12 protein-coding genes are annotated in these 15,541 nt (G+C 63.6%); all 12 read left to right on the top strand.

Translation table 11 applies throughout. From position 1 onward, the window contains the following. Positions 1-59: 59 nt before the first annotated feature. The 12 genes from BM059_RS01605 (at position 60) to purD (ending at position 15,527) form a co-directional block, all read left to right on the top strand. Complete coding sequence (locus tag BM059_RS01605) at positions 60-1,673, top strand: response regulator (RefSeq protein ID WP_074936264.1); 1,614 nt, start codon at positions 60-62, stop codon at positions 1,671-1,673. A gap of 98 nt (positions 1,674-1,771) precedes the next feature. Beyond that, the gene (locus tag BM059_RS01610) at positions 1,772-3,736 is read left to right on the top strand and encodes a methyl-accepting chemotaxis protein (RefSeq protein WP_074936266.1); all 1,965 of its coding nucleotides are present in this window, start codon (positions 1,772-1,774) and stop codon (positions 3,734-3,736) included. A 341-nt stretch (positions 3,737-4,077) separates the two neighbouring features. After that, a complete protein-coding gene (gene dsbD / locus BM059_RS01615) occupies positions 4,078-5,865 on the top strand; it encodes a protein-disulfide reductase DsbD (protein ID WP_074936268.1) in 1,788 nt (595 codons plus the stop codon). A 265-nt stretch (positions 5,866-6,130) separates the two neighbouring features. Continuing rightward, positions 6,131-6,577, top strand: a complete 447-nt coding sequence (gene aroQ, locus BM059_RS01620) for a type II 3-dehydroquinate dehydratase (protein WP_037005723.1) — start codon at positions 6,131-6,133, stop codon at positions 6,575-6,577. A gap of 50 nt (positions 6,578-6,627) precedes the next feature. Continuing rightward, the gene (accB, locus tag BM059_RS01625) at positions 6,628-7,089 is read left to right on the top strand and encodes an acetyl-CoA carboxylase biotin carboxyl carrier protein (RefSeq protein ID WP_074936270.1); all 462 of its coding nucleotides are present in this window, start codon (positions 6,628-6,630) and stop codon (positions 7,087-7,089) included. Positions 7,090-7,106: 17 nt separating this feature from the next. Continuing rightward, a complete protein-coding gene (accC, locus tag BM059_RS01630; RefSeq protein ID WP_074936272.1) occupies positions 7,107-8,462 on the top strand; it encodes an acetyl-CoA carboxylase biotin carboxylase subunit in 1,356 nt (451 codons plus the stop codon). A 128-nt stretch (positions 8,463-8,590) separates the two neighbouring features. Further along, positions 8,591-9,469: a 50S ribosomal protein L11 methyltransferase gene (prmA, locus tag BM059_RS01635; RefSeq protein WP_074936273.1), complete on the top strand. Its 879-nt coding sequence runs from the start codon at positions 8,591-8,593 to the stop codon at positions 9,467-9,469. Between the two features lie 140 nt (positions 9,470-9,609). Further along, positions 9,610-10,887 carry a DUF3426 domain-containing protein gene (locus BM059_RS01640; protein ID WP_074936275.1) on the top strand — a complete coding sequence of 426 codons (1,278 nt, stop codon included), beginning with the start codon at positions 9,610-9,612 and terminating at the stop codon, positions 10,885-10,887. Positions 10,888-11,116: 229 nt separating this feature from the next. Next, positions 11,117-12,115: a tRNA dihydrouridine synthase DusB gene (dusB, locus tag BM059_RS01645; protein WP_074936277.1), complete on the top strand. Its 999-nt coding sequence runs from the start codon at positions 11,117-11,119 to the stop codon at positions 12,113-12,115. Beyond that, positions 12,112-12,432: a DNA-binding transcriptional regulator Fis gene (gene fis / locus BM059_RS01650; RefSeq protein WP_003242613.1), complete on the top strand. Its 321-nt coding sequence runs from the start codon at positions 12,112-12,114 to the stop codon at positions 12,430-12,432. Before dusB ends, fis begins: the two co-directional genes overlap by 4 nt. A 74-nt stretch (positions 12,433-12,506) precedes the next feature. After that, on the top strand, positions 12,507-14,114 hold the full coding sequence (gene purH, locus BM059_RS01655; RefSeq protein WP_074936279.1) for a bifunctional phosphoribosylaminoimidazolecarboxamide formyltransferase/IMP cyclohydrolase: 1,608 nt from the start codon (positions 12,507-12,509) through the stop codon (positions 14,112-14,114). Positions 14,115-14,237: 123 nt separating this feature from the next. After that, positions 14,238-15,527 (top strand): phosphoribosylamine--glycine ligase, encoded by a 1,290-nt coding sequence (purD, locus tag BM059_RS01660; RefSeq protein ID WP_074936281.1) that lies wholly within the window; start codon positions 14,238-14,240, stop codon positions 15,525-15,527. Positions 15,528-15,541 lie beyond the last annotated feature (14 nt).

A 15,541-nucleotide genomic window follows, 5' to 3' on the forward strand; every position in this document is an offset into this window, starting at 1 on the left:
CCCGCAGCAAGTGATAGCATCAAGCCACCACTGACTTAACCACTTATAGAAGTCGGCCCATGACCGAGCACCTGGATCCCAGTCGCGATCGCCTCAAGCATCATTTCGCCCAGCGCGTGATTCACCAGGCGCGCCAGGTGTTGGAGGTGTGGCAGCGCCTGCAGCGCAGCGAATGGAGCGACGCCGGCATGGCCGAGCTGACCGAGGCCAACCTGCGCCTATTGCGTTACGCAGAGCGCTTCGAACAGATCGAGCATGCGCAACTGGCGCAAAGCATCGGCACCAGCCTCGACGAGGTGGTGGAGAACCGAGGTCGTCTCAACAGCACCCTGATCGCCCGCCTCAACCAGGCCATGCAGCGCCTTTCGCGTACCGGCTTGCGGCATAGCGATGCCTTCGAACAGACCTTCCTGCCGCCGCTGCGCAAACCCGTCTATCTCGCCCTGCAGGATGCCCAGCGCGCCGAGCGCCTGGCCCAGCAACTCGAGTTCTTCGGTCTGGCTGCGCAGGCGCTGAGCGATGAGCGCGCCTTCCGCGCCGCCATTACCGAACGCCACCCCGCCGCCATCGTGATGGATGTCGACTTCGCCGGCGCCGGCCTCGAGCTGGCCAACTCGCTGCAGGAAGGCCTGGAACAGAAGATTCCGCTGCTGTTCTTCAGCCATTGCGATACCGACACGCCGACACGCCTGGCCGCAGTACGCGCCGGCGGTCAGGAGTTTTTCACCGGCTCGCTGGACGCATCGAGCCTGCTTGAACGCATCGAAGTGCTGACTCACGTCTCGCAATACGACCCGTACAAAGTGCTGATCGTCGACGACTCCAAGGCCCAGGCGACGCACACCGAGCGCGTACTCAACAGCGCCGGCATCCTCACCCACACTCTCACCGAGCCTATCCTGGCGATGGATGCGCTGGCCGAGTTCCAGCCGGATCTGATCATCCTCGACATGTACATGCCGGAGTGCAACGGCACCGAACTGGCCAAGGTGATCCGCCACAACGACCGTTACGTCAGCGTGCCGATCATCTACCTGTCGGCCGAGGACGACCTCGACAAACAGCTCGACGCCATGAGCGAAGGCGGCGACGATTTCCTCACCAAGCCGATCAAACCGCGCCACCTGATCGCCACCGTGCGCAACCGCGCGGCGCGTGCACGCAACCTCAAGGCGCGCATGGTACGTGACAGCCTGACCGGTCTGTACAACCACACCCACACCCTGCAGTTGCTCGATGACGCCTGCTACCGCGCACGCCGCGAAGATCAGCCGCTGGCCTTCGCCATGCTCGATATCGACCACTTCAAGAAGGTCAACGACACCTATGGCCACCCCATGGGCGACCGGGTGATCAAGAGCCTGGCGTTGTTCCTCAAACAGCGTTTGCGCAAGACCGACCACATCGGCCGTTACGGTGGCGAGGAGTTCGCCGTGGTGCTGCCTGACACCGACGAGCAGTCGGCGCTCAAGGTGCTGGAGGAAATTCGCCAGCGCTTCGCCGAAATCCACTACCCAGCCCAACCGCAGGACCTGTCCTGCACCTTCAGCTGCGGTATTGCCATGCTGCAGCCGAGCCTGGACGGCAACACACTGTCCAAGCGCGCCGACGAAGCGCTGTACAAGGCCAAGCACGGTGGTCGTAACCGGGTGGAGCTGTATAGCGGCGATTGATCGCCCACCCAGAACGTGACGCATCGCACAGCGTCATCAGGCTGTAACCGAAACGCAATAACCTCGCGGGCATCGTTAAGTCGTCGATCGAGCCCGCCATGCGCCTCAAGCTGCTCACCAACCTCAATACCCTGCTGCTGGTCACCGTCTGCGTCGCCCTGGCAGCGACGTTATGGTGGTCGCAGCGCGCACTGCAGCAGCCAGTGCAACTGATGGAGCGCTACCTGACGCTGTCCCAGCAGTTCCAGCGCGAGGTCGCCGACAACATCCAGGCCTATCTGGCCAGTGGCAACGCCGTGCAGCACAGCAGCGCGACCCAGGCCATCGATACCTTCGACGACGCCCTCGACCAACTGCCGCAGCAACTGGCCGCTGAGCTGCGTCCCAGCCTGGAACAACTGCGCGACTTCAGCGCCAATCAGTTGCTGGCGGCTGGCAAGCTGGCTGGCGACCCGCAAGGCCTGCTGTTGCAGGCCGAGCGCGAGATGCTCGCCGCGCTGGAGCAGTTGAACCAGTACGCGGCCAGCGCCAATGGCCCGGCCGCCAACGACTATCGCCAACCTTTGCAGGACGCGGGCTCGCGCCTGCTGAAGCTGGCTCACGCCCGCGAACGCTTCATCAGCCAAGGCCGCAGTGAACTGCTCGGCGATGTCGAGCGTGAACTCAAGGCCCTTGCTCAGCAGGTCGAGACGCTCGATAAGTTACCATTGCTCGGCGTGCAACAGACCGACAGCTCCGCCAACGTCGGTTTCGCCGCACTGCTTGGGCTGGATGATGCACAACAGGAGCAACAAGCGCAGGATCGCGGCGTCGAGATGAAACGCGAACTGAGCACCCTGGTGCGCCGCTACCCCAGCGAACTGCAGCGCACCCGCGAACTGGTCGAGCAGCGCCAGCAGTTGGCCGTGACCACCAGCGAGCGCGTGACCCAGGTGCAACAGGCACTGGCGGCGCTGGAGCCACTGGTAAAGGGCGAGTACGCACGCATCCAGGGCGAGGTACGGCTGATTCAGGGCCTGATGATCGGCCTGATCCTGCTGATCGCCCTGGTCATCGACCGCATTCAGCGCCGCCTTTCACAGGTGCTCGGGCGCCTGGTGCCAGCACTGTCGCAGTGGGCCAGCGGTGATTTCGCCACGCCGATCAGCATCAATTCGCGCACCCGCGAACTGCGCGATATCGAGGACTCGCTCAACCATCTGCGCCGCTATCTGGTGGAATTGGTCGCCAGCATCCGCGGTCATGCCGAACAGGTCGCCGGCTCCAGCCGCACCTTGGCCGACCTCAGTGGCGGCCTGCACGGCGGCGCCGAACGCCAGGCCGGCGATACGGCGCTGATCCGCGACGCGCTGGGCGAGCTGGAAGCGACCATCGGCCAGGTCGCCGAAGACGCCAGCCAGACGGCCGACGCCAGCCGCGACGCCGACCGCGCTCTGGTCCAGGGCCAGCAGGTCATCGGCCAGAGCCTGCAGGGGTTGCACGCACTGGTCACCGAGGTTCAGGGCAACGCCCAGGCCATCGAACGCCTGGCTGACGAAACGGCGACTATTGGCAGCGTGCTGACGGTGATCCGCGGCATTGCCGAACAGACCAACCTGCTCGCGCTCAACGCCGCCATCGAGGCCGCTCGTGCCGGCGAGGCCGGCCGAGGCTTCGCCGTGGTCGCCGACGAAGTGCGTTCATTGTCGCAACGCACCGGCAGTGCCACGGCGCAAATCCAGGATGTCATCGGCCGCCTGCAACAGGCTGCGCACCAGTCGGTGCAAGCCATGCGTGCCCAGGTCGAACATGCCGAAGCGACCGCAGGCCAGGCCGAGGCAGCAGACGGCGCACTGGACGAGATCGTCAGCGCCATCCGCACCATCGCCAGCATGGCCGAGCGCATCGCCGAGGCCACCGCGCAGCAGAGCGATGCGGTCAGCGAGATTCGCGAACACGGTGAACGCATTCATCAACTGGGTGACGACAATCTCGGCCTGATTGCCAGCGGACGCAACGAAAGCGAACGCCTGCTGCACCTGGGCGGCCAGCTACATAGCGCCGTACAGGCGTTTCGCGTCTAGCAGGCTGTTGAAAAACTACCTACGTTGCCATTGCTGCGTTAAAAACAGGCTCAAAATGCTCATTTACAACTCGTAAAGTCGAGCGCGACTCCGAGCGTTTTTCGCCTGTTTTTGCGGGGCCGCCATCGGTATTGCACTGACTGCCTCGCCCACGTTTTTCAACGGCCTGCTAGCCAGCTGCGACACGGCAGCGCAGGCTGCAACTGACCGGGAACTCGACAAGAGCGGGCTTCTCCAAGGTTCCGCTCATCCCTGGCATTCGACGCTCCGGCGCGGCGACGGCGATGCGGGTGGGCGCTTTCCGGTATCATGCCGCCACCTTTCGCCGAGATATTTCCCCGATGTCACTGCGTCGTCTGCTGTTTCCCCTGCTTCTGCTCTGCCTGAGCCTGCCCGCCAGCGCTGGCCTGTTCGACCAGCGCCCAGCCGCCTCACCGATTGGCGCACCACTGAACAACAGCAGCGACTTCCTGCCCGTACGCGAAGCCTTCAAGCTGAGCCTGGTGAGCAGCGATGCACAGGCAGTGACGTTGCGCTTCGTCGCGACCGAGGGTTATTACCTCTATCGCCATCGCCTGAATTTCAGCGTCGAACCGGCGGAGCTGGTGCTCGGCGACGCCGAATTGCCGCCAGGCGAGGCCAAGCACGACGAATTCTTCGGTGATGTCGAGGTGTACTACGGCGTACTGGATATCCGCGTGCCGCTGGACAATCCGGATAACCGCCCGCTGCGCCTGCAGGTCGGCTATCAGGGTTGCGCCGACAAGGGCCTGTGCTATCCGCCGGAAACCGAGTTCATCGAGATCGGCGATATGCCCGCTGTCAGCAGCGGCGATGTGGCGCCAGTGGCAACCGGCTGGAGCTGGAAAGAGCTGGCACTGTTCTTCCTTGGCGGCCTGGCGCTGACCTTTACACCTTGCGTGCTGCCGATGCTGCCGATCCTGTCTGGCGTGGTGCTGCGCGGCCAACTCGGCGGCCTGCGTAGCCTGACCCTGTCACTGGCGTACGTCCTGCCGATGGCCGCCTGCTTCGCCATTCTCGGCACGCTGATGGGGCTGTTTGGCGCCGGTCTTAATCTGCAGGCACGCCTGCAATCGACCTGGATATTGGTGCCTTTCGCCGCCTTCTTCACCTTCTTCGCCCTGGCCATGTTCGGCCTGTTCGAATTGCGCCTGCCCCGCGCCATCAGCGAACCGCTGGATCGTCTGGCCGGCAAGACCCACGGTGGCTCGCACCTGAACGCGGCATTGCTCGGGGTGCTCTCCAGCCTGCTGGTCAGTCCCTGCGTCTCGGCGCCACTGGCCGGCGCGCTGCTTTATATAAGCGCCAGTGGCGATGCCCTGGGTGGCGGCCTGAAGCTGCTCGCACTCGGCCTCGGCATGGGTACGCCGTTGGTGCTGTTCGCCGTTGGCGGCGGTGCACTACTGCCGAAAACCGGTACCTGGATGGTCACGGTGCGCAACGCCTTCGGCGTGCTGCTGCTGGCCGTTTCGGTGTGGCTGCTCGAGCGCGTGCTGCCGGGCAGCCTCAGCCTGGCCCTGTGGGGCCTCCTGGCTGGCGGTGTAGCGGTGTTCCTCGGCGCGCTGGAGTTCGGCCCCAAGACGCATCGGCAGAAGCTCAGCCAGATCGCCGGTCTGGCCCTGCTGGTCTATGCCCTGGCTGCCTGGGTTGGCGCCTTGCAGGGGGCGACCGATCCGCTCAAGCCGCTCGGTCAGCTGCAGGCCGGTGTCAGCCAGAGCAGCGCCAAGAGCGGTGCCTGGCAAACCCTGAGCAGCCCGGCAGAACTGGACGCGGCCCTGGCCGAGGCCAAAGCCGGCGGCCAGCCGCTGCTGCTGGACTGGTATGCCGACTGGTGCATCAGCTGCAAGGTCATCGAGCGCGAGGTATTCGGCAATGCCGAAGTAGGCAGCAAACTGGCCGGCTGGCGGCTGATCCGCTTCGACATCACCGAAAGCAACGCCGCCCAGCGCGCCCTGCTGGACCGTTACAAATTGTTTGGCCCGCCTGCCATCCAGTTGTTCGCCGGTAATGGTGACGAATTACTCGATCTGCGTGTCGTAGGTGAGGTCGATGCCGCCACCTTCGCAGGGCGTCTGGATCAGGCCAGTAGCCGCCTAGGAAAACGCTGAAAAGCCCCGAACTGTCACGCCCGCGAAGGCAGGAGTCCAGGTGCTGCGGGGTCTGGATTCCCGCCTACGCGGGAATGACGACTATTTCAGACCATCCCCAGTTAGCTGAACGCCGCCAACAGGATCATCGCCAGCGCCTGGCAACGACCGAAACCAGCGCTATAGTCATATTTCTGCCGCAAACAGCAGGCATCGTGTCGACTATTGCTGACATCGCGCAGCTGCGGCATAGTCCCGCGCAGCCCGAACAACAAGGAACGCGTACATGGCCACCCTACTGGTGCTGCACGGCCCCAATCTGAATCTGCTGGGCACCCGCGAGCCCGACAAATACGGTGCAACCACCCTCGCCGAGATCAATCAGGATCTGGAGCGCCGCGCACGCGAGGCTGGCCATCACCTGCTGTACCTGCAAAGCAATGCCGAGTACGAATTGATCGAACGCATTCACGCCGCACAGGGTGAAGGTGTCGACTTTATCCTGATCAATCCTGCCGCTTTTACCCATACAAGTGTCGCATTACGTGACGCATTGCTGGCGGTGAGCATCCCATTCATCGAAGTGCACCTGTCCAACGTGCACAAGCGTGAACCTTTCCGCCATCACTCCTACTTTTCCGACGTTGCAGTAGGGGTGATCTGCGGCCTTGGCGCCAGCGGTTATCGGCTGGCCCTGGAAGCGGCACTCGAACAACTGACCGGGCGCGCCTGACGCGTAGCCTGGTAGACAAGTCCTACCTCACCTCTGGGAGTTGACCATTCATGGATATCCGTAAAGTCAAGAAACTGATCGAGCTGCTGGAAGAGTCCGGTATCGACGAGCTGGAGATCAAAGAGGGCGAAGAGTCCGTACGCATCAGCCGTCACAGCAAACAACCGGCCTACGCCCCACAACCGATGTACGCACCTGCACCGGCTCCGGTAGCCGCGCCTGTTGCAGCAGCCGCTCCGGGCGCTGAAGCCGCCCCGGCCGCCGCACCGAAACTGAACGGCACCGTCGCTCGTTCGCCGATGGTCGGTACCTTCTACCGCGCCGCTTCGCCAACCTCGGGCAACTTCGTCGAAGTCGGTCAGAGCGTGAAGAAAGGCGACATCCTGTGCATCGTCGAAGCGATGAAGATGATGAACCACATCGAAGCCGAAGCCAGTGGTGTGATCGAGTCGATCCTCGTGGAAAACGGCCAGCCGGTTGAGTACGACCAGCCCCTGTTCACCATCGTCTGATGCACGGGGAGCCCGTAATGCAGAAGCTGGAAAAAGTCCTGATCGCCAACCGCGGCGAAATCGCCCTGCGTATCCTGCGCGCCTGCAAGGAACTGGGTATCAAGACGGTGGCCGTACACTCCACCGCCGACCGTGAGCTGATGCACCTGGGCCTGGCCGACGAATGCGTTTGCATTGGCCCGGCACCCGGTAACCTGTCCTACCTGAATATCCCGGCGATCATCAGCGCCGCCGAACTGACTGGCGCTACCGCCATTCACCCGGGTTATGGCTTCCTGGCCGAGAACGCCGACTTCGCCGAGCAGGTGGAGAATTCCGGCTTCGCCTTCATCGGCCCGAAAGCCGACACCATTCGCCTGATGGGCGACAAGGTGTCTGCCAAGGACGCCATGATCAAGTCTGGCGTACCGGTGGTGCCTGGCTCCTCCGGCCCGCTGCCGGAAGACGAGGAAGAAGCCCTGCGCATCGCCCGTGAAGTCGGCTACCCGGTGATCATCAAGGCCGCTGGCGGCGGCGGTGGTCGCGGCATGCGCGTGGTGTACAAGGAAGAAGACCTGATCAAGTCGGCCAAGCTGACCCGCACCGAAGCCGGTGCGGCGTTCGGCAACCCGATGGTCTATCTGGAAAAATTCCTCGGCAACCCGCGTCACGTGGAAGTCCAGGTGCTGTCCGACGGCCAGGGCAACGCGATTCACCTGTATGACCGCGACTGCTCGCTGCAGCGCCGTCACCAGAAGGTGATCGAAGAGGCTCCGGCCCCGCTGATCGACGAGAAAGCCCGCGCCGAAGTGCTCAAGCGCTGCGTCGATGCCTGCATCGAGATCGGCTACCGTGGTGCCGGCACCTTCGAGTTCCTCTACGAAGATGGTCGTTTCTACTTCATCGAAATGAACACCCGCGTTCAGGTGGAGCACCCGGTTACCGAGATGGTCACTGGTATCGACATCGTCAAGGAGATGCTCAGCATCGCCGCTGGCAACAAGCTGTCGATCAAGCAGGAAGACGTGAAGATCCTCGGCCATTCCATCGAATGCCGGATCAACGCCGAAGACCCGGACAACTTCATGCCCAGCCCCGGCAAGGTCAAGCACTTCCATGCCCCGGGCGGTAACGGCGTACGCGTCGACTCGCACCTGTACAGCGGTTACAGCGTGCCGCCGCACTACGACTCGCTGATCGGCAAGCTGATCACCTACGGTCGTGACCGTGACGAAGCGATGGCGCGCATGCGCAATGCCCTGGACGAGATCGTCGTCGACGGCATCAAGACCAATGTGCCGCTGCACCGCGATCTGACCCGCGACAAAGGCTTCCTCAAGGGTGCGGTGAACATTCACTACCTGGAGAAGAAGCTGGGCATGGACAAGCACTAAGTCCTGACTCGCTGCATGACAGGGGCTGCCTTCGGGCGGCCCTTGTCGTTTCAGCGGCCGAACTGGCAAGCCGCCTTGCCCTTCAAGTAAGCTGCGCGGCCAAACGCGCGCCCTTCACGAGGTTTCTCATGCCCTGGTTACAAGTCCGTCTCGCCATCACTCCTGAGCAGGCAGAAACCTACGAGGACGCCCTGCTGGAAGTGGGCGCCGTATCGGTAACCTTCATGGACGCCGAAGATCAGCCGATCTTCGAGCCGGACCTGGGCACCACCCCACTGTGGTCGAACACCCACCTGCTCGCCCTGTTCGAAGCCGACACCGACGAAACCGCGCTGACCGCTCACCTGCAGTTGCTGTGCGGCGGCGCGCTGCCGGAACATCACCTCGAGCGCATCGAGGATCAGGACTGGGAACGCAGCTGGATGGACAACTTCCAGCCGATGCGCTTCGGCCAACGCCTGTGGATCGTGCCGAGCTGGCACGCAGCCCCAGAGCCGGACGCGGTCAACCTGTTGCTCGATCCGGGCCTGGCCTTCGGCACCGGTACCCACCCGACCACCGCACTGTGCCTGGAATGGCTCGACGGCCAGCAACTGAACGACTGCAGCGTGATCGACTTCGGTTGCGGCTCGGGCATTCTCGCCATCGCCGCCCTGCTGCTCGGTGCACCGCAGGCCGTCGGTACCGATATCGACCCGCAAGCCCTCGAAGCCTCGCGCGACAATGCTTCGCGCAACGGTATCGATCCGGCCCGCTTCCCGGTCTATCTGCCCGCCGACATGCCGCAGCAGCCCGCCGACGTGGTCGTCGCCAACATCCTCGCCGGCCCGCTGGTGTCGCTGGCACCTCAGATCACCGCGCTGGTCAAAGGCGGTGGGCGCCTGGCGCTGTCGGGCATCCTCGCCGAACAGGCCGAGGAAGTCCGCGCCGCCTACGCAGGCGCCTTCGACCTCGACCCAACGGCCGTCAAGGATGGCTGGGTACGTATCAGCGGGATCAAACGCTAAGCAAGCGGCAAGATGGAAGGCCGCCCCCTGCAAGCGAATCAGGATAAAGGCCGGGCTGCTTTTGCCCTTACTTGCAGCTTGTGGCTTGCAGCCTGGGGCTGCTCCTTTAGACTAGCCGCTTGGATTTTCCGGACCCGCGCATGAGCGAAAGCCACGTCACCCAGTGCCCCCATTGCCGTACCAGCTTCCGCGTCAGCCAGGCACAGCTGGCCGCCGCCCATGGCGCAGTACGCTGTGGCGCCTGCCTGCACGTGTTCAACGCCGCCGAGCAGCTGTTCGGCCCGCGCGCGAGCACACCTGCGCCAGCGGTCGTCAAAACGGCAACTGCCCCGGTCAGCAAGGTTCAAGCCGACGCCAGCAGCAAGCCGACAGCGACGAAGCCTGCCGATGACACGCTGTGGATCCATGACGACCTCGACCTGGACAGCCTCGACCTCGACGAGGAGCTGGCCAGGCTGGAAGAGCAGGAACAACAGCTGTCGCAGCAGTTCCTTGCACTGGAGCGGGCACCTCGCTACGCCGAGAACTTCGACCGTCACCAGGCGGACGAGCGCGAAGAAGCACATGACGAAGCCTGGGCAGAAGCGCTGCTGCGTGACGAGCCGGTAAAGCGCGAACGCGCCAGCTTCGAGCTGCAACCAAGCGACAAACTGCCTGAGCCTACCGCTGCAAGCGAGCCCGAAGCGGCCATTGAATTCGTCACGCCCGCCACCCCGAGCAAGCAGCCTGTTGCCGATGAGTTCGATGCAAGCGATGAACCGCGCCTGGGCAGTCTCGATGAAGAACCGCACGAGCAAGAGCGACAGGACGAAGAACTGCGCAGCGAACGCGAAGAACCCAAGGCCACGCGCAACGAGCCGGGGCTGCGTGAAGAACGCCTGTTCGAACTGGACGACGAACCACTACAGCTCGACTGGCAGCAGCCACAGGGCAGGTCGTGGGGACGCTTGTTCGGCTGGAGCCTGCTCAATCTGCTGGCGGCGGGCGGCCTGCTGGCGCAGTACGCCGCCTACAACTTCGATGAACTGGCGCGCCAGGATCGCTATCGCCCCTGGTTCGAACAGCTGTGCCCGAACATCGGCTGCACCCTGCCATCGAAAGTCGACATCGGTCAGATTCGCAGCAGCAACCTGGTGGTGCGCAGCCACCCCGAGTTCTCCGGCGCGCTGATCGTCGACGCCATCCTGTATAACCGCGCCTCGTTCGCCCAACCCTTCCCGCTGCTGGAAATGCGCTTCGCCGACCTGGGCGGGCAACTGGTCGCCAGTCGTCGCTTCAAACCCAGCGAGTACCTCGCCGGCGAACTCGCAGGGCAGAGCGAAATGCCGCCGCAAACGCCCATTCACATCTCCCTGGACATCCTCGATCCGGGCCCGCGCGCCGTGAACTACAGCCTCAGCTTCCACTCCCCCGAGTAGCCTGGAGACGCCGCGACCGGTGGTCGCAGGCCTTCCATCTAACTACTGGCGATAAGCCCATAGCTGTTCAGAATTTGTTCAAAACGACCTTTATCCGGTCATCCAGAGCGGGTATCATGCCCACCCTTTCGCGAGCACCGACCCACCACCGTTCCCCCTGAGGAAACAGTGGCGTGTGGGTGTCGAGCGCCCTTTGTCTCAACTGCGCACCAACAAGCAGGGACGCCCCATGTCGGCCCCACGTATTGGCCCCTACACATTGCCCAATCGGTTAATCCTGGCTCCCATGGCCGGCGTCACCGATCGCCCGTTCCGCCAGCTGTGTCGCCGTCTCGGCGCCGGCCTGGTGGTGTCGGAGATGGTCACCAGCGATGTGCGCCTGTGGAATAGCCGCAAGTCCAGCCTGCGTTTGCTGCACGCGGGTGATCCCGAGCCGCGCTCGGTACAGATCGCCGGCGGTGACCCGCAGATGATGGCCGAGGCGGCGCGCAAGAACGTCGAGCTGGGTGCGCAGATCATCGACATCAACATGGGCTGCCCGGCCAAGAAGGTCTGTAATAAGGCCGCCGGCTCCGCGCTGCTGCGTGACGAGCCGCTGGTACGGGAAATCCTCGATGCCGTGGTCGCTGCAGTTGATGTACCGGTAACCCTGAAGATCCGTACCGGCTGGGATCGGCAGAACAAGAACGGCATTAGCGTGGCGAAAATCGCCGAAGACGCCGGCATTGCTGCGCTGTCCGTACACGGTCGTACCCGCGCCGACCTTTATACCGGCGAAGCCGAGTACGACACCATCGCCGCCATCAAGCAGGCGATATCGATTCCGGTGTTCGCCAATGGCGACATCGACTCCCCACAAAAAGCCAAGGCCGTGCTCGACGCTACCGGCGCCGATGCCCTGCTGATCGGTCGCGCCGCTCAGGGTCGGCCGTGGATATTCCGTGAAATCGAGCACTACCTGCGCACCGGCGAAACCCTGCCGGCACCGGGCCTGCTCGAAGTGGAACGCATTCTGCTGGAACACCTTGCCGCACTGCACGCCTTCTATGGCGATTTGATGGGCGTACGCATCGCCCGCAAGCATGTCGGCTGGTATCTCGCAACCCTGCCGGGCGCCAGGGAGTTTCGCGCCCAGTTCAACCGTCTGGACAGTACGGACGCACAGTGCGCCAACGTTCGCGAGTTCTTCAGCGAACGGCATAACGATGGAAACGAGGTGGCCGCATGACGTTGATGACAGAGACCCTAGTGAGTGGAATTGCACCCGTGAGTGACAACACCAGCCTTAAACAGCACCTGAACACGCCGAGCGAAGAGGGCCAGACCCTGCGCGGCGCCGTGGAGAAGGCGCTGCACAATTACTTCGCCCACCTCGAAGGCGCGGACGTCACCGACGTGTACAACCTGGTGCTCACCGAAGTCGAAGCGCCGCTGCTGGAAACCGTCATGAATCACGTGAAAGGTAACCAGACCAAGGCTTCCGAACTGCTCGGCCTGAACCGTGGCACGCTGCGCAAGAAGCTCAAGCAATACGATCTGCTGTAACCCCGAACTCCCGAAAAGGGCGGCCCGCATGAGCCGCCTTTTTTGCTGATATCCCCGCTCTGATGGATAGTGAAATGACCGACCAGACCACCCTTCTGCCCGTCCGCCGCGCGCTGATCAGCGTTTCCGACAAGACCGGCGTCCTCGAATTTGCTCGCGAACTGGCAGCACTCGGTGTCGAGATTCTCTCCACCGGCGGCACCTACAAGCTGCTCAAGGACAACGGCGTAGCCGCAGTAGAAGTGGCTGACTACACCGGCTTCCCGGAGATGATGGACGGCCGCGTGAAGACCCTGCACCCGAAGATCCACGGCGGCATCCTCGGCCGTCGTGCCCTCGACGGTGCGGTGATGGACGAGCACGGCATCAAGCCGATCGACCTGGTCGCGGTCAACCTCTACCCCTTCGAAGCCACCGTGGCCAAGCCTGATTGCGATCTCGCTGACGCCATCGAGAACATCGACATCGGCGGCCCGACCATGGTCCGTTCGGCGGCGAAAAACCACAAAGACGTCGCCATCGTGGTCAACACCGGCGACTATGCCGGCATCGTCGCTTCGCTCAAGGCCGGCGGCCTGAGCTACGCCCAGCGCTTCGACCTGGCCCTCAAGGCTTTCGAACACACCGCTGCCTACGACGGCATGATCGCCAACTACCTGGGCACCATCGACCAGGCACGTGACGCGCTGTCCACCGAAGGCCGTGGCGCCTTCCCGCGCACCTTCAACAGCCAGTTCGTCAAGGTGCAGGAAATGCGCTACGGCGAGAACCCGCACCAGAGCGCGGCGTTCTACGTCGAGGCGAAGAAGGGCGAAGCCAGCGTCTCCACCGCCGTGCAGCTGCAGGGCAAGGAACTGTCGTTCAACAACGTCGCCGACACCGACGCCGCGCTGGAATGCGTGAAGAGCTTCGTCAAGCCAGCCTGCGTCATCGTCAAGCACGCCAACCCCTGCGGCGTCGCCGTGGTACCGGAAGACGAAGGCGGCATCCGCAAGGCCTACGACCTGGCCTACGCCACCGACACCGAATCGGCGTTTGGCGGCATCATCGCCTTCAACCGCGAGCTGGATGGCGAAACCGCCCAGGCCATCGTCGAGCGTCAGTTCGTCGAAGTGATCATCGCCCCGAAAATCAGCGCTGCCGCCCGTGCAGTGGTGGCTGCCAAGGCCAACGTGCGCCTGCTCGAGTGCGGCGAGTGGCCAGCCGAGCGCACCGCCGGTTGGGACTTCAAGCGCGTCAACGGTGGCCTGCTGGTGCAGAGCCGCGATATCGGCATGATCAAGGCCGAAGACCTGAAGATCGTTACCCAGCGCGCGCCGAGCGAGCAGGAAATCCACGACCTGATCTTCGCCTGGAAAGTGGCCAAGTTCGTCAAATCCAACGCCATCGTCTACGCCAAGAACCGCCAGACCGTCGGCGTCGGCGCCGGCCAGATGAGCCGCGTCAACTCCGCCCGTATCGCCGCGATCAAGGCCGAGCACGCCGGCCTGCCAGTACCGGGCGCAGTCATGGCCTCGGACGCCTTCTTCCCCTTCCGCGACGGCATCGACAACGCCGCCAAGGCCGGTATCACCGCGGTGATCCAGCCAGGCGGTTCGATGCGCGACAACGAAGTGATCGCCGCTGCCGACGAAGCTGGCATTGCCATGGTGTTTACCTCGATGCGTCACTTCCGCCATTGAGGGTGATCGTTCCCACGCGGCGCGTGGGTATGCAGCCCGAGACGCTCCGCGTCTCAAAGCCGGACGCAGAGCGTCCACAGTGACATTCCCACGCAGAGCGTGGGAACGATCCAGGAGAATGCAATGAACGTACTGATCATCGGCAGCGGCGGTCGTGAACACGCCCTGGCCTGGAAAGTGGCGCAGGACAAGCGCGTCGAGAAAGTCTTCGTCGCCCCGGGCAACGCCGGCACTGCGGTGGAAGCCAAATGCGAGAACGTCGCCATCGACGTACTGGCCATCGAACAGCTGGCCGACTTCGCCGAGAAGAACGTGCAACTGACCATCGTCGGCCCGGAAGCGCCGCTGGTCAAAGGTGTGGTCGACCTGTTCCGCAGCCGCAAACTGGACATCTTCGGCCCCACCGCCGCCGCTGCCCAGCTGGAAGGCTCCAAGGCCTTCACCAAGGACTTCCTGGCACGCCAGCAGATCCCCACTGCCGACTACCAGAACTTCACCGAGATCGAGCCTGCGCTGGCTTACCTGCGCGAGAAAGGCGCACCGATCGTGATCAAGGCAGACGGCCTGGCTGCCGGCAAAGGCGTGATCGTCGCCATGACCTTGCAGGAAGCCGAAGACGCGGTGCGCGACATGCTCGCTGGCAACGCCTTCGGTGAAGCTGGTTCGCGCGTGGTGATCGAGGAGTTCCTCGACGGCGAAGAAGCCAGCTTCATCGTCATGGTCGACGGCGAAAATGTATTGCCGATGGCCACCAGCCAGGATCACAAACGCGTTGGCGATGCCGACAGCGGCCCGAATACCGGCGGCATGGGCGCATACTCCCCGGCTCCGGTGGTCACCGCCGAGGTGCACAAGCGGGTGATGGACGAGGTGATCTACCCCACCGTGCGTGGCATGGCCAGCGAAGGCAACGTCTACACCGGCTTCCTCTATGCCGGCCTGATGATCGACAAGGCGGGCAAGCCCAAGGTCATCGAGTTCAACTGCCGCTTCGGCGACCCAGAAACCCAACCGATCATGTGCCGCCTGGAAAGCTCCCTGGTGCTGCTGGTCGAGGCTGCCCTGGCCAAGGCACTGGACAAGGTCGAAGCGACCTGGGATCCGCGACCGACCGTGGGCGTGGTACTGGCTGCCGGTGGCTACCCGGGCGACTACGCCAAGGGCGATGTCATCGAAGGTCTGGATGAAGCCGCCCAGCTCGACGGCAAGGTGTTCCACGCCGGTACTGCGCTGAAAGACGGCCAGATCGTCACCGCAGGCGGTCGCGTGCTGTGCGCCACCGCCATCGGCGCCAGTGTTGCCGATGCCCAGCAGCAGGCCTACCGCCTGGCCGAGAAAATTCGCTGGAACGGCATGTTCCATCGTAACGACATCGGCTATCGGGCCATTGCCCGCGAGCGCGGCGAGAGCTGATCGTTTGAGCGAAA

It is taken from the genome of Ectopseudomonas composti (assembly GCF_900115475.1).
Classification (GTDB): domain Bacteria; phylum Pseudomonadota; class Gammaproteobacteria; order Pseudomonadales; family Pseudomonadaceae; genus Aquipseudomonas; species Aquipseudomonas composti.

Excerpts from the sequence above, each read along its gene's own strand:
- BM059_RS01610 (WP_074936266.1), top strand. The coding sequence starts at position 1,772 with ATGCGCCTCAAGCTGCTCACCAACCTCAATACCCTGCTGCTGGTCACC.
- BM059_RS01640 (WP_074936275.1), top strand. The coding sequence starts at position 9,610 with ATGAGCGAAAGCCACGTCACCCAGTGCCCCCATTGCCGTACCAGCTTC.
- aroQ (WP_037005723.1), top strand. The coding sequence starts at position 6,131 with ATGGCCACCCTACTGGTGCTGCACGGCCCCAATCTGAATCTGCTGGGC.
- purD (WP_074936281.1), top strand. The coding sequence starts at position 14,238 with ATGAACGTACTGATCATCGGCAGCGGCGGTCGTGAACACGCCCTGGCC.
- accC (WP_074936272.1), top strand. The coding sequence starts at position 7,107 with ATGCAGAAGCTGGAAAAAGTCCTGATCGCCAACCGCGGCGAAATCGCC.
- fis (WP_003242613.1), top strand. The coding sequence starts at position 12,112 with ATGACGTTGATGACAGAGACCCTAGTGAGTGGAATTGCACCCGTGAGT.
- dusB (WP_074936277.1), top strand. The coding sequence starts at position 11,117 with ATGTCGGCCCCACGTATTGGCCCCTACACATTGCCCAATCGGTTAATC.
- dsbD (WP_074936268.1), top strand. The coding sequence starts at position 4,078 with ATGTCACTGCGTCGTCTGCTGTTTCCCCTGCTTCTGCTCTGCCTGAGC.
- accB (WP_074936270.1), top strand. The coding sequence starts at position 6,628 with ATGGATATCCGTAAAGTCAAGAAACTGATCGAGCTGCTGGAAGAGTCC.
- BM059_RS01605 (WP_074936264.1), top strand. The coding sequence starts at position 60 with ATGACCGAGCACCTGGATCCCAGTCGCGATCGCCTCAAGCATCATTTC.
- prmA (WP_074936273.1), top strand. The coding sequence starts at position 8,591 with ATGCCCTGGTTACAAGTCCGTCTCGCCATCACTCCTGAGCAGGCAGAA.
- purH (WP_074936279.1), top strand. The coding sequence starts at position 12,507 with ATGACCGACCAGACCACCCTTCTGCCCGTCCGCCGCGCGCTGATCAGC.